The sequence below is a fragment of the Qipengyuania flava genome (assembly GCF_011762005.1).
GTDB lineage: Bacteria > Pseudomonadota > Alphaproteobacteria > Sphingomonadales > Sphingomonadaceae > Qipengyuania > Qipengyuania flava.
The window spans coordinates 588655-605907 of sequence record NZ_JAASQU010000001.1; the positions used below are offsets into that span (position 1 = coordinate 588655).

Sequence of the window (17253 nt, forward strand, 5' to 3'; positions counted from 1 at the left end):
TATCGCATGAACCGGATCGCCGCTGCGCTGGCGCTCGGCCTCGCTCCCCTGGCGGCAGGCTGCGCTTCCTATGCCGACACACCCGTGGCGTCCGCTGCGGTGGCTGAGCAACGCGAGCCGGTCACCATCCTCGTTTCGATCGACGGTTTCCATCCCCAATATCTCGAACGCGGCTTTACGCCCACGCTGTCGCGGTTGGCGGCCGAGGGCACGAGTGCGGCCATGCGCCCGTCCTTCCCGACCAAGACCTTTCCCAACCACTGGACGCTGGTGACCGGGCTGGTCCCCGACCATCACGGCATCATCGCCAACCGGATGGAGGACGCCGATCGGCCCGACGAGGCCTTCACCATGGCCACCGTCGATCCCTACTGGTGGAGCGAGGCCAAACCCATCTGGGTCGAGGCTGAAGAGGCAGGCATACGCAGCGCGGCGATGTTCTGGCCCGGTTCGGCGGTCGCCTGGGGCGGCACCGCGGTCCGCTACGGCCCGATCACCGACGGCACGCTGCCGAGCGACTGGCAGGCCTTCAGCATGCAGGTGTCGAATACGCAGCGGGTGAACTCGGTGCTCGACTGGCTCCGTCGTCCGGCGGACATCAGGCCCGAATTCGTCACGCTCTACTTCGATACGGTCGACAGTGCCGGCCATGGCGGCGGGCCCGAAGGCGAGGTGATCGAGGACGCGCTGCGCGATATCGATGCGCATGTCGCCGCGCTCGTCGCCGGGCTCGAGCGGCTTGGCCAGCCCGCCAACCTCGTGCTCGTGTCCGACCACGGCATGGCGCCGACGGGTTCGGACAAGATGATCGTGCTCGACGAGATCGTCGACGCTTCGCTCTATCGTGCGGTCGAGGCCGGTGCCTATGCCAGCTTCGAGGCGACCGAGGGCAATGTCGAGGCGCTCGAGGCGGCCATCCTGCGCAAACACGATCACATGGAATGCTGGCGCAAGGAGGATATCCCGGCGCGCTTCCAATACGGCACGCACCGCCGCATTCCGCCCTATTTCTGCCTCCCCGATACCGGCTGGACGATCACCAATCGCGCGTCGGATTCCGAATGGAGCGGAGGCAATCACGGCTATGATCCCTATGCCCCCGAAATGGCCTCTCTGTTCATCGCGCATGGCCCCGCCTTTCGCAGCGGCGTGACGATCGACAGCTTCCAGAACACCGCGATCACTCCGCTGCTGCGGCACCTGATCGGCCTGCCACAGGCACAGCGGGCCGATGGTTCGCTCGCCGAGGTCGCCGGAGCGCTCGCGCCGCAAAAGTAGAGCGTCGGCGGAACGAGCACGCCCCACCCCCGTTGGCTATGCAACTCAACGGGGAGACAATCGTGGTCGACAAGTCGGAAAAGTTCAGCACGCTGGTGCGCATCGGCTATTTCAGCCGCGCGATCCTCTATTCGGTCCTTGGCCTGATCGCGCTGACCAGCGCGGGTCGGATAGGCGAAGGCACCAATGGCATCTTCCAGGCCATTCGCGACTTCCCACTTGGCACCGCGATCCTCTGGCTAATGGTTGTCGGCCTGCTTGCCTATGCACTGTTCCGCTTCGCCTCGACCGCGCTCGATGTCGAACACCACGGTACCGACAGCACCGGCTGGGCCACGCGGATCGGCCATGCGGGCAGCGCGATCGGCCACCTTGCGCTGGCCTATTCGGCTTACAAGTTCGCAACCAGCGGCAGCGACAACGGTGGTGGTGCGCAGGAAGCGGCGTCGGGCGTACTGACAGTCGAATTCGGCGGGATCGTACTCGGCCTGCTGGGCATTGCCTTCTTCGCCACCGCAGTCTTCCAGGCCAGGAAGGGCATCACGGGCAGCTTCATGAACCGTATCAGCCACCGCGCCCCTTCGCAGACACGCTGGATTGGCGGCGTAGGCTACCTCGCCCGCGCGGTGGTCTTCCTCATCATCGGCTGGTCGCTGTTCAAGGCCGGCTTCATGAGCGGTGGTTCGGACCAGATCAAGACGCTCGGCGACGCGGTGGCGAGCCTCGCAGGCGAAGGTATCGTCTTCACGCTCGTCGCGATCGGCATTCTCGCCTTCGGGCTCTTCAGCCTCGTGCTTGCCCGCTATCGGATCATTCCCGACCTGGGCGCCGAAGGGCGCGTACCCAGCTTCCGCGCATGAGCGCGGGTATCGGGTCGACCAACGGCGGCAAGACCGCGCGCCTTTACCGCATGGTGATGGACAAACATGTCTGTCCCTATGGGACGAAATCCAAGTGGCTGCTCGAACGCGAGGGTTTCGTGGTTGAGGACAATTGGCTCACGACCCGCGAACAGACCGATGCGTTCAAGGCGGAACACGGTGTTGCAACCACGCCGCAAACCTTCATCGGTGGCCGACGGATCGGCGGTTACAGCGAACTCCGTGCATATTTCGGCCGTAGCGACCCCGCAGAGGACGAAACCAGCTACACGCCGGTGATCGCGGTTTTCGCGGTCGGCGCAACGCTGGCCATCACGCTCAGCCTGTATGTCTTCGAAGCTGCCTTTACGGTGCGGACTGCCGAATGGTTCGTCGCTTTCTCGATGGCCATGCTAGCGATGCTGAAATTGCAGGATGTCGAACAGTTCTCGACCATGTTCGTGGGCTACGACCTGCTTGGCCAGCGCTGGGTACCCTACGCCTATGCCTATCCCTTCCTCGAGGCGGGGGCGGCGGTGCTGATGGCCGGGCGACAATTGCCCTGGCTGTCGATCCCCATCGCATTGACCATCGGCACGATCGGGACAGTGAGCGTGTTCTACGCGGTCTACATCCAGAAACGCAGCATCAAGTGCGCCTGCGTCGGCGGCAGCGGCAATGTCCCTCTCGGCTTTGTCTCTTTGACCGAGAACCTCGCCATGGTGGGCATGGGAATTTGGATGTTGCTTCGACCCGCGGTTTGATACATTGCATTTTGCAATGCAGTTTTACGAAGACATTGCCGTCGGGCAGAAGAGCGCTTTCGGGCAGTATGAGGTCACCCGCGAGGAAGTGATCGACTTCGCACGGAAATACGACCCGCAACCCTTTCATCTCGACGATGAGGCCGCGGCGAAGACCCATTTCGGCCGCATTTCGGCCAGCGGGTGGCATACCTGCGCGATGACCATGTCGATGCTGGTCGCCAATCTCACCGCGAACAAGCAGGCCGGGCTCGGGTCACCCGGGGTGGACGAGCTGCGCTGGAAAAAGCCGGTCTATCCCGGCGATACGCTGCGCTGCGAGACCGAAGTGATCGAAAAACGCCGCAGCGCGTCGCGCCCCGAGATGGGCGTATACCGCAGCAGGGTCCGGGTACTCAATCAGGACGATCTGCCCGTGATGACCTTCATTTCCAACGGGCTGATCCGTACGCGCGACCCCGAGGGAACCGACTAGCTCACACCCCGCACTGTGCGATGCCGGACTGGTTGTAGACGATCTGGTCACGCGCATTGCGGATCGTCAGCGTGGCGGGATAGTCGCTCACTTCCGCACCCACCTCTTCACCCGCATCTTGATCCAGATCGAGCTCCATCGAATGCTCGGTGCCATCATACTTGCTCCGCGCAAGGTAGGGCAATTCCGCGCTCCCCTTGTCCGCCGCCAGTGTCAGCATCTCGCCATCGACGACGATGTGCCCTGTGTCGGGCATGGCGAGCGCGACGGCAGCCAATCCCCCACCCGCGGGTGCGAAGCTGCATCCCGCCCCGTATAGCTCGTGCTTCTCTATCTCGCGATAGCGGATCGCTCCCAGTTCGAGCGGTTGCGCGGGCGGGGTCTGGTGCGCCTCGACCTCGGCCACCGCCGCTGCTCGTTCCTCCTCGGTGGGTTCGCTCGAACAGGCGGCGAGCACCGCCACGAGGGTCAGGGCAAGGCTGCGCATCAATGTCTCCCGAACAATTTCTCGACGTCATCCATCGACAGTTTGACCCAGGTCGGACGTCCGTGATTGCATTGGCCTGAACGCGGGGTGCGTTCCATTTCGCGCAGCAATGCGTTCATTTCGTCGACGCGCAGCACGCGGCCGGCGCGCACCGATCCGTGGCAGGCCATCGTGGCGAGGACGAGATCGAGCTTTTCACCGAGCAGCAGCGCTTCGCCGTTAAGCGCGAGATCATCGTCGATGTCGCGCAGCAGCTTCTCGGGGTCGGTGCGCGCGATGGCATGCGGCAGGCTCCGAACCAGCATGGCCGAGGGACCGAACCGCTCGAGCGCTAGCCCGTGTTCGGCAAGCCGCAGCGCCGCTTCCTCGAGCCGGTCGCAGCTGGTTTCGTCGAGTTCGACAACTTCGGGAATAAGCAGCGCCTGGCTGCGCGCAACCGCATCCTCCGCGCCAGCGGCGCGAAGCCGCTCGAGCACAAGGCGCTCATGCGCTGCGTGTTGATCGACCAGCACCAGCCCATCTTTCGCTTCGGCGACGATGTAGGTGTTGGCCACCTGTCCCCGCGCGATACCCATCGGGTAATCCTTCGCCTCCGCCGCGACCGGGGCCGCCTTCTCGGCGCGGCCCTGCGGCTCCGCCATCACATCGGGTTCCGCTCCGCGCCACGCGGAACCGGTCTCGGACACGCGCTGTTGCGGTGCCGACCAGTCGCGGCCTTCGAAGATGGAGCGCAGCGCGGGCGCTGGTTCGTCGCGCTCCGGTGACACAGGCTCCTGCTGCCAGCGCCCCATCGCCCCTGCATCGGGGCTTTGCGCGCTGCGCTTGTCACCCGTTGCCAGCGCCTGCCGCAACCCGGACACGATGAAGCCGCGCACCCCCTGCGCATCGCGGAAGCGCACCTCGGTCTTGGCCGGGTGCACGTTGACGTCGACATCCTCGCAGGGAATGTCGAGGAACAGCGCCAGCACCGCATGCCGGTCGCGTGCAAGCATATCGGCATAAGCCCCCCGCACCGCGCCGGTCAGCAGCCGATCCTTCACCGGGCGTCCGTTGACGAACAGGTACTGGTGGTCGGCCACGCCCCGGTTGTAGGTCGGCAAGCCCGCTATCCCGGTCAGCCGCATGGCGCCGCGCTCCATGTCGAGCGCGAGACCGTTCTCCTTCAGCTCGCGCGCGACCAGTTGGGCAACGCGGTTGGCCAGCCCTTCCCCGCCCTGAAGGCCGAAAATTCGGCGGTCACCGTGGTCGAACGTGATCGCCACGTCCGGGCGCGCCATCGCGAGCCGCAGCACCACGTCCTTGCAGGCGGCATATTCGCTGCGCGGCGTGCGCAGGAATTTCCGCCGCGCGGGGATCTTGCCGAACAGGTTTTCCACCCGCACGCGTGTACCGGGTGGCAAGGCGGCGGGGCCCTCGCCCGTCAGCTCGCCATGGTCGACCACGCGTTTCCATCCCTGATCGACACCGGCCGGACGGCTTTCGATCGTGAAGCGCGCGACGCTGGCTATGCTGGGAAGCGCTTCCCCGCGGAAACCCAGCGTGGCGACCTGTTCAATCGCCTCGTCGGGCAGCTTGGATGTCGCGTGTCGTTCCAGCGCCAGCTTCATGTCGTCGGGCGACATGCCGCAGCCGTCATCGGTCACCTCGAGGCTGGTCAGGCCGCCTTCGACCAGTTTGACCGCGATGCGCGTAGCGCCCGCATCGATCGCGTTCTCGACCAGTTCCTTGAGCGCGGACGATGGCCGTTCGACCACCTCGCCGGCGGCGATGCGATTGACCAGATTCTCGGGCAGGCGTCGTATTTGCGGCATGGTTGCTGCAATCTAGCGATGAAGCGGCGCGAATCCGAGACGGCGCGCCATACTATCCCCCGCAGGACACGCCGAAAATTTTGGCATTCCTACCACATTCCCGCTAAGGCACCGCCACCATTCCCCTGCGGAGCGGTGCGAGCAGGCCGCCTGCCTCTCGCCGGATCACGCGACACAACGGAAAATCGAATTAAAATGGGCTTCTGGAACAATCTCTTCAAATTCGGCGTGCAGAACATGGCGATCGACCTGGGGACCGCCAATACGCTGGTTTACGTGCAGGATCAGGGCATCGTCCTGAACGAGCCGAGCGTGGTTGCGCTCGAGACGATCAACGGCATGAAGCGCGTCAAGGCCGTGGGCGACGATGCGAAGATGATGATGGGCAAGACGCCCGATTCCATCGAAGCCATCCGCCCGCTGCGCGACGGCGTGATCGCCGATCTCGATGTCGCTGAAGAAATGATCAAGCACTTCATCCGCAAGGTGAACGGCCGCAAGAGCCTGATGCGCTATCCGGAAATCACCATCTGCGTGCCTTCGGGTTCGACTTCGGTCGAACGCCGCGCGATCCGCGATGCGGCCTCTAACGCCGGCGCCTCGCAGGTCTATCTGATCCTCGAACCCATGGCGGCCGCGATCGGCGCCGACATGCCGGTGACCGAGCCGGTCGGCAGCATGGTCGTCGATATCGGTGGCGGGACCACCGAAGTCGCCGTTCTGTCGCTGCGCGGCCTGGCCTACACCACCTCGGTCCGCACCGGCGGCGACAAGATGGACGAGGCGATTGTCTCCTATGTCCGCCGACATCACAACCTGCTGATCGGCGACAGCACCGCCGAGCGGATCAAGAAGGATTTCGGCGTTGCCCGTCCGCCCGAAGACGGCGTGGGTGAAAGCATCACCATCAAGGGCCGCGACCTCGTCAACGGCGTGCCCAAGGAAATCACGATCAACCAGGGCCACATCGCGGAATCGCTGTCCGAGCCGATCGGCGCGATCGTCGAAGGCGTGCGCATCGCGCTCGAAAACACCGCGCCCGAACTGGCCGCCGACATTGTGGACCAGGGCATCGTGCTCACCGGCGGCGGCGCGCTGATCGGCGGACTGGACGACTACCTGCGCGAGGAAACCGGCCTGCCGGTGACCATCGCGGAAGATCCGCTGTCCTGCGTGGCGCTGGGTACCGGTCGCGCGATGGAGGACCCGATTTATCGCGGCGTCCTGATGACGGCATAGGAAGGCAGGGGGAATGGCGCCGACAGGTTCACGGCGCTCGGGGTATTCCCGCAGGGCGCAATACAATCTCTTTACCGGGTATGTGATTGCGGGGATCGGCGCGCTGATCGGCGCGATCCTGCTCGCCCTGTCCTTTTTCCAGCCTCATCTGTTCGGTGGCCTGCGCGGCACTGCACAGAGCGGCGTGTCTCCCGCGACCGAAACCGCCGCCAGCGTGCGGACGGGCTCGAAGGGGGTTTGGGAAGCGATCAGCGGCTACTACCGCGCCGGTTCGAAGAATGCCGAGTTGAAGCGCGAGAATGAGCTTGCCCGCATTCGCCTCGCCGAAGCCGATGCGGTCAGGCAGGAGAATGCGCGCCTCAAAGGCCTGCTCGAATTGCAGGACAAGGAAACCAAGCCGGTGGCGGTGGCGCGCCTCGTGGGCTCGTCGGCTTCGAGCACGCGACGTTTCGCCTATCTCGGCGCGGGCGCGCGCGACGGCGTGGCGATCGGCATGCCGGTTCGTTCGCCGCGCGGCGTCGTCGGGCGCATTCTCGAAGTGGCTGCCGACAGTTCGCGCGTGTTGCTGCTGACCGATACCGAGAGCGTGCTGCCCGTGCGTCGCGCGAAGGACGAAATCGTAGCCTTCGCCGAAGGCCGCGGCGACGGCCTGCTACGGATCAAGCTGATCAATCTCGGCATCAATCCGCTCGAGCCGGGTGACGTCTTCGTCACCAGCGGTGCCGGCGGTTATTACCCGCCCGGTATCGCGGTGGCGATTCTCACCGAAACGACCGACGATGGCGGCCTTGCGCGCATCATCAGCGATCCGGCAGCGACCGACTATGTCGCAGTCGAGCCGATCTACGAGCCCGAAGCGGCCGTTGGTGCCGCTACGCCGATCGAGCGCGAACTGGACGAGTGATGGAGCGCAACGATCCCCGTTCGCGTACCGATGCCTATGGCAGCCGCATCAACCGTTCGCATTCGCGGCTGCTCGCCAATTTCGTGCCTTGGGCTTCGATCGTCATCGCGATCGTGCTGCCTGTCTTTCCGATCGCCACGGCCATGCCGCTTGTCCCGCCGCTCGGGCTCGTCATGCTGCTCGCCTGGCGTCTCGTGCGCCCGGGCCTGCTGCCCGTATGGGCCGGTGTACCGCTAGGCCTGCTCGATGACCTGTACAGCGGCCAGCCCTTCGGTTTCGCGGTGTTCACCTGGTCGCTGGTGATGCTGGGTATCGAGATCCTCGAGACCCGCATGCCATGGCGGTCTTACTGGCAGGACTGGTTCACTGCGGCTATGGTAATCGTCTCCTATCTTCTCGCCGGCTGGCTGCTGTCGGGTGGCCAGCCCACCGTCCATTCGCTCGTCGCGCTGTTTCCGCAATTCGTGCTGACCGTTCTGATCTTTCCAATCGCCGCGCGGCTTGTCGCGATGCTCGACCGGGTCCGGCTCACCCGCTGGAAGGTGCTGTAATGCGCTTGCGCCGCCGCGCCCGGCCCCGCGAAGTCGTGACCCAGTCGACACTCGACAACGCTTTCGACCGGCGCACCTTCGTCATCGGCACCGCGATGGGCGGACTGGGCGTACTGCTCGCGACGCGCATGGGCTATATCGCCATCGCCGAGAACGAGCGTTACGAACTGGAGAGCGAGAGCAACCGCGTCAACCTGTCGCTGATCCCGCCGCGGCGTGGCTGGATCCTCGATCGCAACGGCGCTCCGCTCGCTTCCAACCGCGCCGATTTCCGTGTCGACATCATTCCCGAACGCACACCCGACGCGGATGCGACGATCACCGAACTGACCCGCATCCTCGACCTCGACGAGAACCAGTCCGCCGACATCCGCAAACGGGTGAACGACGGGCCGGGCTATCAGCCGGTCGAGATCGCCTCGGGCATCAGCTATGACGAGTTCGCCGCGATCAGTGTGCGGTTACCCGACCTGCCCGGGGTCGTCCCGCAGCGCGGCTTCTCGCGCTTCTATCCGACCGGGCCGAGCGTCGGGCACCTGCTGGGCTATGTCGGCCCTGCCAATGCGGAGGAATACGAGGAGCAGGACCGCAATCCGCTGCTGATCACGCCGGGCTACAAGATCGGCAAGGACGCGCTGGAGCGGCAATTCGAACTCGACCTGCGCGGGATACCCGGGGCACGCCGGGTCGAGGTCACCGCCTCGGGCCGGATCGTGCGCGACCTCGAAACCCGCGAGGATGTCCAGGGCGATCCCGTTCGCCTTACCATCGACGGCCCGCTGCAGGACTACGCCGCGCGCCGCATCGGGCTCGAGAGCGGATCGGTCGTGGTCATGGACTGCGACACCGGCGACCTGCTGTGCATGGCTTCCATGCCCAGTTTCGATCCCAACAGCTTCTCACAGGGCATCGGACGCGTCGAATACGGCATGTTGCGCGAGGACGAGCGGGTGCCGCTTCGCAACAAGGTTCTCAAGGGGCTCTATCCACCGGGTTCGACGGTGAAGCCGATGCACTGCATGGCCTTTCTCGATGCGGGTATCAAACCCGACGAGGCGATCATGTGCAATGGCGGGCGCCGGATCGGCAATCGCTTCTTCAATTGCTGGAGCAACCATGGCCGCGTCGATATGGCCAAGGCGATCTACCAGAGTTGCGACAGCTATTTCTACCATTTCGCGCAGCAGATCGGCTTCGCAAAGGTTGCGGAATGGGCGCACAAGATGGGGCTCGGGGAGGAGTTTCCCCTGCCCGTCACCAGCCAGTTTTACGGCACCGTGCCGTCGCCCGAATGGAAGCAGCGTCGCCATGACAGCGCGTGGCAGCCTTACGACACGGTCAATTCCTCGATCGGGCAGGGATATTACCTGACCAATCCCTTGCAACTCGCGGTGATGAGCGCGCGCATGGCCACTGGCAACAAGGTCATGCCACGGCTTCGGCTGAGCAGCGAAACCCCGCAGTTCGAGCATTTCGATTTCAGCCCCGACGAAATCGGCTATGTCCGACAGGCGATGAGCGATGTGGTCAACGGCCCCGGCACTGCCGGACGTGCGCGCCTGCCGTTCGACGACATCAAGATGGCGGGCAAGACGGGCACCGCGCAGGTCGTTTCGCTGAGTGTGTCGAACGGCCGCACCGGGCCATGGAAATATCGCGACCACGGGCTGTTCGTGTTCTTCGCGCCCTTCGACAAGCCCAAATATGCCGGCGCGGTGGTGATCGAGCATGGCGGCGGTTCGGGTGCCGCCTATCCCATTGCGCGCGATGTCATGACCTTCCTGTTCGATCCAGCGAAGGGCATGGACGCGCTGCGCCCGCTCGAGCAGCAATGGGGCGGTACCGCGCAGCAGCGGCTCGACGCCAAGTACCGCGCCTATGCCATGGCACAGGGAGAATCCGTGCCCCCAGCACCCTCGCGCGACGAAGACATCTTCGATCAGGTCGAGGCCGAGGCGCGCGTCGCTGCCCGGCAACCACAGCGCATCGCCGAAGAATCCAGCCCTTCACGCGTGGACACGCGCTCGGCCGAAGAAGTTTCGCGCGCATCGGCCTCCGCTGATCCGACGGCTGCCGAAGCACCGGCACCCGCCCCTACACCCACGTCCAGTTTCACCGGGAGCCCGCAGGAATGAGCGGCATCGTCCCCGCGCCGATCGCGCGGCAACCATGGCAGATGCTGTTCCCGCTGTTCACGCTGATCGGCTTCGGCGCGCTGGTGCTCTTCTCTGCAGCCGCGGGCAGCTGGGATCCCTACGCCTCTTCGCACCTGCTGCGCTTCGGCGTCTTCCTTGTCATGGCAATCGTGTTGAGCCTTTTCCCACGCGATTTCATCCAGTTCATGGCCCTGCCCGTCTATGTCGTTGTCTTGCTCATGCTGCTGGCGGTGGAAGCAATCGGCTTCGTGGGGGGCGGATCGCAGCGCTGGCTGAACCTCGGCTTCATGCAATTGCAGCCGTCAGAACTCATGAAACCCGCAGTCGTCTTGATCCTGGCGCGCTATTATGCGTCGCTTCCCGTGGGCATGATCCCGACGTGGAGCGCGTTGATCGCCCCCGGTGCAATGATCCTGACCCCCGTTGCGCTCGTTCTGCTGCAACCCGATCTCGGCACGTCGCTGGCGATTGTCTTCGGCGGAGCAATGGTGATGTTCGCCGCGGGCCTGCCGCTGAGGTGGTTCGTCGGCGCAGCAGCGGCTGGCGCGGTGCTGGCCCCGGTAGCCTTCTTCTTCGGGCTCCAGCCCTACCAGCAGAAACGGGTCTTTACTTTCCTTGATCCAGAGAGCGATCCGCTGGGCGATGGCTATCACATCACGCAGTCGAAGATCGCGATCGGTTCGGGCGGGTTTTCGGGCAAGGGGTTCAACGAGGGATCGCAAAGCCACCTCAATTATCTTCCCGAGCCGCACACCGACTTCATCTTCGCCACTATGGCGGAGGAATGGGGCTTCATCGGCGGTCTCGTGGTGCTCGGCGCTTTCGCGATGATCCTGCGCTGGGGGCTCGCGGTCGCACGCGCAAGCACCGACCGCTTCGGCAAGCTGGTCGCCCTGGGACTGACCGCGACGATTTTCTTCTACGTCGCCATCAACCTGATGATGGTGATGGGTCTTGCCCCGGTCGTGGGCATCCCGCTGCCTTTCATGAGCCACGGTGGCAGTTCTATGCTGACCAACATGCTTTGTATCGGCGGGCTGATGATGGTCAATCGCTGGAACCAGACCGCGCCGCGCACAGGCCTCATCCGCTAGAGATCGACCAGCCCCAGCTTGAGCGCCCGGACGGTGGCGGTGACCCGGTCGTTGGTTTGCAGCTTGTCGTAGATCCGCCGCGTGTAGGTCCGCACCGTCTCGGGGGAGATTTCGAGGATCGTGGCGATGTCGCCCGAACTCTTGCCCCGCCCCATCCATTCGAGCACTTCGCGCTCGCGGTCAGACAGCGACACCGAACTGCGGCCCCCGTCCATGATCTTGCAGATCTGGAGATGGGCAGCGAGCAGTAGCGAATGCACTTCCTGCAATTCGCCCTGGGTGAACCCCACCGGGTCGGTCCCGAACCGCATGGAGACGTAACCGTCGCGATTGTGCGGGCCGAACAATGCGAATCCGACCCAATTGTCCGCTCCCGCCAGTTCGATCTCGCGAAAAAAAGCCGCAGCGGAGGCATCGGACCGCCCCAGGTCGATCGCCCGTTTCCAGTCAAGGATGGGCCCGTGTTCGAAGGTCAACCGCGGGACCGGGTCAAGCGCGCGCCAGTTACCGCTAATGTAGCGCTTCTGGTATTCGAACGGGAGATCGCGCGCCCAGATGAAGGTTTTCTTCGAGGTCTGCGATTCGAATGCCGGCGTGAAATGATAGCTGAACCAGGTTGCGCCGCGATCGATGCAGGAAGCGTAGACATATTCGAGGATGGCCTCGCAATCGGCCATTCTCGCGATATGCGCTGCGAAATCCCACATAAATGGTTCTACCTACGCGTTTGTCCTCAGTCCGAATGACTGTCTTTCTAGCTGAATTTATAGTAATTGCACATTGTTTGGTTAATAAGCGATTGAGTTGGGGCAAGTCGCTGGCGCAGCAGGGACTACGCGAAATGAATGGCAACGCACCACGCCACCGCGAAGACGATGTTGGCGGTAAATTTTCCGGAGCGGTCGCAGAACGACTCTCGAGCGACATTTGCAATCAGGTTCTCGAACTCGTGCGCAAGGGCGAAGCGAACGGCGCCCGCGTCACGCTGGCCGATCTCTCGCAACTGACCGGCCTGCCATTCCGCCTTTCCTTCGCGGTCGCGCGTGCGCTCGAATCGCAGCGCCGGCTGGTCATCCGCGACAATCCCTGCGACCCGCTTGGCGGAACGCTGAGCCTGCGCGAACGCGAAGCCAGTGATTTTCCGAAGTCCCGTGTAGCCTGATCGGCGAATTTTCGAGGGATCGGCATTTAGCCCTTTTCATTGTTCGAGAGCCCGCTATATGGGCGCCTCCCGAGTCGGGAACGCCTCTTTCCACGAGGCCGCGGCAAGCCGCAGTGTGGACGCATAGCTCAGTTGGTAGAGCAGCTGACTCTTAATCAGCGGGTCCTAGGTTCGAGCCCTAGTGCGTCCACCACCACCTTCTCTCCTCTATAGCCAAGCCAGCTTCACCGGGTTAATTGTGCCTGCACCCACATCCGATGTGACGAGGCCATTGGCAGTCACATTATGATGTGATAGCCGTGCTGCCATGGATACGATCGAAAAAGTTCGCACGCTGGTTTCGCAAGGTCTCATGACCCGCGCCGGTCTTGCCCGCGCCGCGGGTCTCCACGCCAACACCTTGCGCGACTGCAACGAGGATAGCTGGAACCCCACTTCGGACACTCTGGCCAAGCTCGAGGCCTTTCTCGAAGCCAATGACGACACACCCGTGATCGTCGGTGCCGAGGAGATCATCAACGAAGCGCGCAATGGCCGCATGTACATCCTCGTCGACGACGAAGATCGGGAAAACGAGGGCGATCTGATCATCCCCGCGCAGATGGCGACGCCTGCCGCGATCAATTTCATGGCAACGCACGGCCGGGGCCTGATTTGTCTGTCGCTCGACCGCAAGCGGGTCGAAGCGCTCGGCCTGCAGCCCATGAGCCGCGATAATCGCGAAAGCATGCAGACCGCCTTCACGACTTCGATCGAAGCCAAGGAAGGCGTCACCACTGGTATCAGCGCCGCCGATCGGGCGCGCACCGTCACCGTCGCGATCGATTCGTCGAAGGGTCCCGACGACATCGTAACTCCAGGCCATGTCTTCCCGCTGGCGGCGCGCGATGGCGGCGTGCTTGTCCGCGCGGGCCATACCGAGGCTGCGGTCGATATCTCGCGTCTCGCGGGGCTCAATCCTTCGGGAGTGATATGCGAGATCATGAACGAGGACGGGACCATGGCCCGCCTCGACGACCTTATCGGTTTCGCGCGCAAGCATGACATGAAGATCGGGACGATCCGCGATCTCATCGAATATCGCATGCGTCACGATCATCTGGTCGAACGCATCGCCGAGGACGCTTTCGAGTCCGACTATGGCGGCGACTGGCGACTTCTCACCTATCGCAACACCGTCGACGGCAGCGAAAGCTACGTGCTGCAGAAAGGGCACGTGGTCGAAACGCAGCCCACGCTGGCGCGCGTCCACCCGATCTCGATCTTCGATGACGTGCTCGGCAAGCCCGGTCCGCGCAAGCGCACGCTGCAACGCGCGATGCAAGCGGTCGGCGAACATGGCTCGGGCGTGATCGTGCTGATTACCGGTCGGCCTGCGGGCAATCGCGGCTACAGCGAGAGTGATGCGCAGCGCAATGTCGGCATCGGATCGCAGATTCTCGCCGACCTCGGGATCGACGACATGATCCTGCTCAGCAACTCACAGCCCACCGTCGTCGCGATCGAGGGCTACGGCCTCAACATCGTCGATCACATGCCCATCCCGGAGTAAGTCCATGGCCCGTTTTCTCATCGTCGAAGCCCGTTTCTACGATCATCTTAATGACCAGCTGATTGCCGGGGCACGCGCCGCGCTCGAAGGCGCGGGGCATGAGGTGGAGGTGCTCACCGTACCCGGTGCGCTGGAAATTCCCGGCGCGATCGCGCTCGCGTCCGAAAGCGCCCTTTACGACGGTTATGTCGCCATCGGAGTCGTCATCCGCGGCGAGACCTACCATTTCGAAATCGTCGCCGGCGAAAGCGCGCGCGGCATCATGGCGTTGACGATGGATGGCATGGCCATCGGCAATGGCATCCTTACAGTAGAAAACGAGGATCAGGCGCTGGTCCGCGCGGATCCGGCGCAGAAGAACAAGGGCGGTGAAGCGGCGCAGGCCGCGTTGGCGCTGCTGAAACTGCAGGATCGGTTCGTCCGCTAACGCGCTCCGTCGAGCAACTCCTTCAGGCCGAGCGGCGCGAAACGCCCGATAATCAGCTGCTCGAACACGCCGATCCCCGCGCTACCATCGCTGCCCGTCACGCGCACCGGGACCTGTACATGCAGGTTCTCGGGTGCGAGCGGATCGAGCTCCTCGAGGTCGATATCCTCGCGCTCTACCTTGAGCGGGCCGTGATACATGCCATGCCCCCATTCGGGGCTGGTGTAGCCGAGACCGCGCATCTGGAAGCGCCCGAGCGGTTCGAAGGTCACCTGTTCGGGAGCTCCGCGTAGCGCGAGCGACAGCGTACCGCCCGCGGGCCACCGCGTACCCGGCTCGAGCCGGGTGCGCATGCTGCCGTGACCCTCCTCGACCTCGCTCGGCAAGGCGCCCTCGCCCGCCCAGGCCGCGCGCGTGTTCCACGCCTCGCCCTGTTCGTCGTTGTTGACATGAAAGAACAGGCTTCCCGCGGGAAAGTTGATCGGCGTCCATTGCCAGAAGAACCCCGGTAATGGCGCACCCGGCATCGGTTGCGGATCGCGTGCGCCGATCGGGCGGATACCCCAGCTTCGGTCTCGCGTGCCCAGCGAACCCTCGGCGAGGTCCTGCCTGTCGCCATCCACCTCGATCCAGCCCGTATAGCGGCCGTTCTGCGTCAGCCGCGTGTAGTCCATGAAGGCGCGCGGCCCGATCCGATGGGTGAAACGCGGTTCCTCGATCGGAAAAGCCCGACCGGTGAAGGTAATATCCGCCGCCATGCCATCGAACGGTTCGAGGCGCAGCCGCAGCACATTGAGAGGCTCGACGATCTCGACCGAGAACGGTCCTACCGCCATGGCCATGCGCTCCATCCGCAATTCGGCACTGGCATGGATGCAATGCTGCACACCCTTGCGGACCACGGTGAAATGCGCGTCGATGATGTCGAGATGCGGGTAGATCCCCAGTGCCGCGGCAAAGAAGCCGCTGCCATCGGGGGCATAACCGTTGAAGAAGTAACGGTCGTAGAAATTGCGGTCGGTGCCGGCATAGGCAACCGGCTCCGGGGCCTGGTGGATCGGGTAATCATCCCCGCGGCTCAAAACCATCAGATCGCCTCCTTCAGCGCTTCGATACTTTCGCGGGCAAGCGCCAGCGAACAGGCGCCACGCGCCATCGACAGGAAATTCGCGTCACCGCGTATGGTCCGTTCGACGAACGCGGCGCTGAACACCGCCGTAGAAACGCCGTGCAGGATGCCGAGCCGATAGTCCTGCTCGATCTCGTCGCGCGACAGCGACACGCCACGTGCGGCCATTTCTCCAAGCCACAGGGCGAGCAGATCCTCTTCATGATCGCGCCACAAGGCTTCGCCTACGCCGCAACCGAGGAAATAGCCCACATCGGTCATCGGCCGCCCGGTCGCGACGGTCTGCCAGTCGAGCACCGCGATCGGTTCGCTGCCGCCGCGAATATCGAACAGCATGTTGTCGAGCCGGAAGTCGCCGTGGACGATGCATTGCGGTTCGGCTTCGCGACCGAACCAGGAAGCACTGGCTTCCGCCAGTTGATGACACAGCGTCATATATTCCGGTTCGAGCAGTTCGGCGTAGCGTTCGTGGAAGATGGCCTGCGCCTGCGGATACATCGCGCCGAGCCGTTCACGCAGGTCGGCCGGAGGGGCTATCCACTCGGCTTCAAGCAGATCGCGCCGCTGCCAGCTTGGTGCATGAAGCGCTGCCGCCTGCCTTATCGCAGCACGGGCGTCGGCGAGCGCGCAGCCCGAGATCTGGTCCCCCTGCCGCGCGGGCCCCATATCCTCGAACAGCAGGATGAAACTTGCGCCGCTCTCATCGACCTCGGCGAAATATACGCGCGGGACGCGGCAATCGACCAGCGGAGCTATCTGCCGGTAAAATTCGACTTCCTTGCGATACAGGCCGAAAATCGCGGCAGTCCCGCGGCTGGCTGCATCCGCCGCAGCGAATTTCCCGGCGAGCGTCGGCGGGACATCCCCACCCGTAAGATGAAAGCGGACGCTGTCGCCCACCTGCCCGGTCCCGATGGGTTCCCAGCGAAGATCGTCGACCTGCGCGCCGATCTGCGCACCGAGCCACGCAGCGCTCACCTCATCCGGATGTGCCGGAAAATCTGCCAAGCCCCCCTCCCACAAGAAGCATTTGCCGGAACGCTAGCGAGCGCCGAGCGTCCTGACAATCATGCAAGGGGAACACCAATGAACGGTACGCTCGAATGGATTACTTCGATCGGTACGGTACTGGCCGCATCGATGATCGCTTTCGACATGGGGCGCAGGGCGACTGCCTGGGGCTTCGTTCTCTTTTGCGCTGTATCGGCGCTGTGGATCTATATCGGCCTTACCGAAGACGCGCTCCCGCTTGCGGCGATGAACGGCGTACTGCTGCTCATCAACGCCTGGGGCGTATACCAATACTGGTTCCACCCGAAGAACCGCAACTAGCGGCCCTACGGGCGTATTCGCACCGGCTGCGG

The 17253-nt window shown here is 63.9% G+C and carries 18 protein-coding genes and 1 tRNA gene; 14 read left to right on the plus strand and 5 right to left on the minus strand.

The genetic code is table 11. The features are described from left to right. Positions 1–6 precede the first annotated feature (6 nt). The 4 genes from FHS69_RS02885 to FHS69_RS02900 all read left to right on the plus strand — a co-directional run bounded on the left by FHS69_RS02885 (position 7) and on the right by FHS69_RS02900 (position 3377). Positions 7–1278, plus strand: coding sequence for an alkaline phosphatase family protein (locus tag FHS69_RS02885; protein ID WP_166776406.1), 1272 nt, complete (start codon positions 7–9; stop codon positions 1276–1278). 62 nt (positions 1279–1340) lie between these two features. Continuing rightward, positions 1341–2138: a DUF1206 domain-containing protein gene (locus FHS69_RS02890; protein ID WP_166776408.1), complete on the plus strand. Its 798-nt coding sequence runs from the start codon at positions 1341–1343 to the stop codon at positions 2136–2138. After that, complete coding sequence (locus FHS69_RS02895) at positions 2135–2902, plus strand: MauE/DoxX family redox-associated membrane protein (protein ID WP_166776410.1); 768 nt, start codon at positions 2135–2137, stop codon at positions 2900–2902. Before FHS69_RS02890 ends, FHS69_RS02895 begins: the two co-directional genes overlap by 4 nt. A 16-nt stretch (positions 2903–2918) precedes the next feature. Continuing rightward, positions 2919–3377, plus strand: a complete 459-nt coding sequence (locus FHS69_RS02900; RefSeq protein ID WP_130586537.1) for a MaoC family dehydratase — start codon at positions 2919–2921, stop codon at positions 3375–3377. Between the two features lies 1 nt (position 3378). On the opposite strand, the gene FHS69_RS02905 is transcribed toward FHS69_RS02900, so the two are convergent. Further along, entirely contained in the window at positions 3379–3864 is a 486-nt protein-coding gene (locus FHS69_RS02905) for a hypothetical protein (protein WP_067504589.1), read from the minus strand. Beyond that, positions 3864–5675, minus strand: coding sequence for a DNA mismatch repair endonuclease MutL (gene mutL / locus FHS69_RS02910; RefSeq protein ID WP_166776412.1), 1812 nt, complete (start codon positions 5673–5675; stop codon positions 3864–3866). The genes FHS69_RS02905 and mutL overlap by 1 nt, the downstream gene beginning before the upstream one ends. Positions 5676–5870: 195 nt before the next feature. Between mutL and FHS69_RS02915 the strand changes: the two genes are divergently transcribed. Genes FHS69_RS02915 through rodA form a run of 5 tightly spaced genes read left to right on the plus strand, consistent with a single transcriptional unit; the run spans position 5871 to position 11619 of the window. Continuing rightward, positions 5871–6914 carry a rod shape-determining protein gene (locus tag FHS69_RS02915; protein ID WP_067504594.1) on the plus strand — a complete coding sequence of 348 codons (1044 nt, stop codon included), beginning with the start codon at positions 5871–5873 and terminating at the stop codon, positions 6912–6914. Between the two features lie 13 nt (positions 6915–6927). Further along, on the plus strand, positions 6928–7818 hold the full coding sequence (locus FHS69_RS02920; RefSeq protein ID WP_166776414.1) for a rod shape-determining protein MreC: 891 nt from the start codon (positions 6928–6930) through the stop codon (positions 7816–7818). Further along, a complete protein-coding gene (locus tag FHS69_RS02925) occupies positions 7818–8369 on the plus strand; it encodes a rod shape-determining protein MreD (RefSeq protein WP_166776416.1) in 552 nt (183 codons plus the stop codon). Before FHS69_RS02920 ends, FHS69_RS02925 begins: the two co-directional genes overlap by 1 nt. Then, the gene (gene mrdA, locus FHS69_RS02930) at positions 8369–10504 is read left to right on the plus strand and encodes a penicillin-binding protein 2 (protein ID WP_166776418.1); all 2136 of its coding nucleotides are present in this window, start codon (positions 8369–8371) and stop codon (positions 10502–10504) included. The genes FHS69_RS02925 and mrdA overlap by 1 nt, the downstream gene beginning before the upstream one ends. Beyond that, positions 10501–11619 carry a rod shape-determining protein RodA gene (rodA, locus tag FHS69_RS02935; protein ID WP_166776420.1) on the plus strand — a complete coding sequence of 373 codons (1119 nt, stop codon included), beginning with the start codon at positions 10501–10503 and terminating at the stop codon, positions 11617–11619. Before mrdA ends, rodA begins: the two co-directional genes overlap by 4 nt. On the opposite strand, the gene FHS69_RS02940 is transcribed toward rodA, so the two are convergent. Then, positions 11616–12296 carry a helix-turn-helix transcriptional regulator gene (locus FHS69_RS02940; RefSeq protein ID WP_166776422.1) on the minus strand — a complete coding sequence of 227 codons (681 nt, stop codon included), beginning with the start codon at positions 12294–12296 and terminating at the stop codon, positions 11616–11618. The genes rodA and FHS69_RS02940 overlap by 4 nt on opposite strands. 122 nt (positions 12297–12418) lie before the next feature. Between FHS69_RS02940 and FHS69_RS02945 the strand changes: the two genes are divergently transcribed. The 4 genes from FHS69_RS02945 (at position 12419) to ribH (ending at position 14760) form a co-directional block, all read left to right on the plus strand. Continuing rightward, complete coding sequence (locus tag FHS69_RS02945) at positions 12419–12781, plus strand: hypothetical protein (protein WP_166776424.1); 363 nt, start codon at positions 12419–12421, stop codon at positions 12779–12781. A gap of 117 nt (positions 12782–12898) precedes the next feature. Next, a tRNA-Lys gene (locus tag FHS69_RS02950) sits at positions 12899–12974 on the plus strand. 114 nt (positions 12975–13088) lie between these two features. After that, positions 13089–14333: a 3,4-dihydroxy-2-butanone-4-phosphate synthase gene (ribB, locus tag FHS69_RS02955; protein ID WP_166776426.1), complete on the plus strand. Its 1245-nt coding sequence runs from the start codon at positions 13089–13091 to the stop codon at positions 14331–14333. Between the two features lie 4 nt (positions 14334–14337). Continuing rightward, on the plus strand, positions 14338–14760 hold the full coding sequence (gene ribH / locus FHS69_RS02960; RefSeq protein WP_166776428.1) for a 6,7-dimethyl-8-ribityllumazine synthase: 423 nt from the start codon (positions 14338–14340) through the stop codon (positions 14758–14760). Here ribH and FHS69_RS02965 read toward each other — a convergent pair. Together FHS69_RS02965 and FHS69_RS02970 are read right to left on the minus strand one after the other, a co-directional pair. Beyond that, entirely contained in the window at positions 14757–15848 is a 1092-nt protein-coding gene (locus FHS69_RS02965; RefSeq protein ID WP_166776429.1) for an Rv3169 family protein, read from the minus strand. The genes ribH and FHS69_RS02965 overlap by 4 nt on opposite strands. Beyond that, positions 15848–16897 (minus strand): phosphotransferase family protein, encoded by a 1050-nt coding sequence (locus tag FHS69_RS02970; RefSeq protein WP_166776431.1) that lies wholly within the window; start codon positions 16895–16897, stop codon positions 15848–15850. The genes FHS69_RS02965 and FHS69_RS02970 overlap by 1 nt, the downstream gene beginning before the upstream one ends. 78 nt (positions 16898–16975) lie before the next feature. On the opposite strand from FHS69_RS02970, the gene FHS69_RS02975 reads away from it, so the two are divergent. Further along, the gene (locus FHS69_RS02975) at positions 16976–17221 is read left to right on the plus strand and encodes a hypothetical protein (protein ID WP_067671234.1); all 246 of its coding nucleotides are present in this window, start codon (positions 16976–16978) and stop codon (positions 17219–17221) included. Positions 17222–17253 lie beyond the last annotated feature (32 nt).

Coding starts and splice junctions, on each gene's coding strand:
- FHS69_RS02885 (WP_166776406.1), top strand. CDS start 7: ATGAACCGGATCGCCGCTGCGCTGGCGCTCGGCCTCGCTCCCCTGGCG.
- FHS69_RS02920 (WP_166776414.1), top strand. CDS start 6,928: ATGGCGCCGACAGGTTCACGGCGCTCGGGGTATTCCCGCAGGGCGCAA.
- FHS69_RS02975 (WP_067671234.1), top strand. CDS start 16,976: ATGAACGGTACGCTCGAATGGATTACTTCGATCGGTACGGTACTGGCC.
- FHS69_RS02895 (WP_166776410.1), top strand. CDS start 2,135: ATGAGCGCGGGTATCGGGTCGACCAACGGCGGCAAGACCGCGCGCCTT.
- mrdA (WP_166776418.1), top strand. CDS start 8,369: ATGCGCTTGCGCCGCCGCGCCCGGCCCCGCGAAGTCGTGACCCAGTCG.
- ribB (WP_166776426.1), top strand. CDS start 13,089: ATGGATACGATCGAAAAAGTTCGCACGCTGGTTTCGCAAGGTCTCATG.
- rodA (WP_166776420.1), top strand. CDS start 10,501: ATGAGCGGCATCGTCCCCGCGCCGATCGCGCGGCAACCATGGCAGATG.
- ribH (WP_166776428.1), top strand. CDS start 14,338: ATGGCCCGTTTTCTCATCGTCGAAGCCCGTTTCTACGATCATCTTAAT.
- FHS69_RS02925 (WP_166776416.1), top strand. CDS start 7,818: ATGGAGCGCAACGATCCCCGTTCGCGTACCGATGCCTATGGCAGCCGC.
- FHS69_RS02915 (WP_067504594.1), top strand. CDS start 5,871: ATGGGCTTCTGGAACAATCTCTTCAAATTCGGCGTGCAGAACATGGCG.
- mutL (WP_166776412.1), bottom strand. CDS start 5,675: ATGCCGCAAATACGACGCCTGCCCGAGAATCTGGTCAATCGCATCGCC.
- FHS69_RS02900 (WP_130586537.1), top strand. CDS start 2,919: ATGCAGTTTTACGAAGACATTGCCGTCGGGCAGAAGAGCGCTTTCGGG.
- FHS69_RS02965 (WP_166776429.1), bottom strand. CDS start 15,848: ATGGTTTTGAGCCGCGGGGATGATTACCCGATCCACCAGGCCCCGGAG.
- FHS69_RS02940 (WP_166776422.1), bottom strand. CDS start 12,296: ATGGCCGATTGCGAGGCCATCCTCGAATATGTCTACGCTTCCTGCATC.
- FHS69_RS02905 (WP_067504589.1), bottom strand. CDS start 3,864: ATGCGCAGCCTTGCCCTGACCCTCGTGGCGGTGCTCGCCGCCTGTTCG.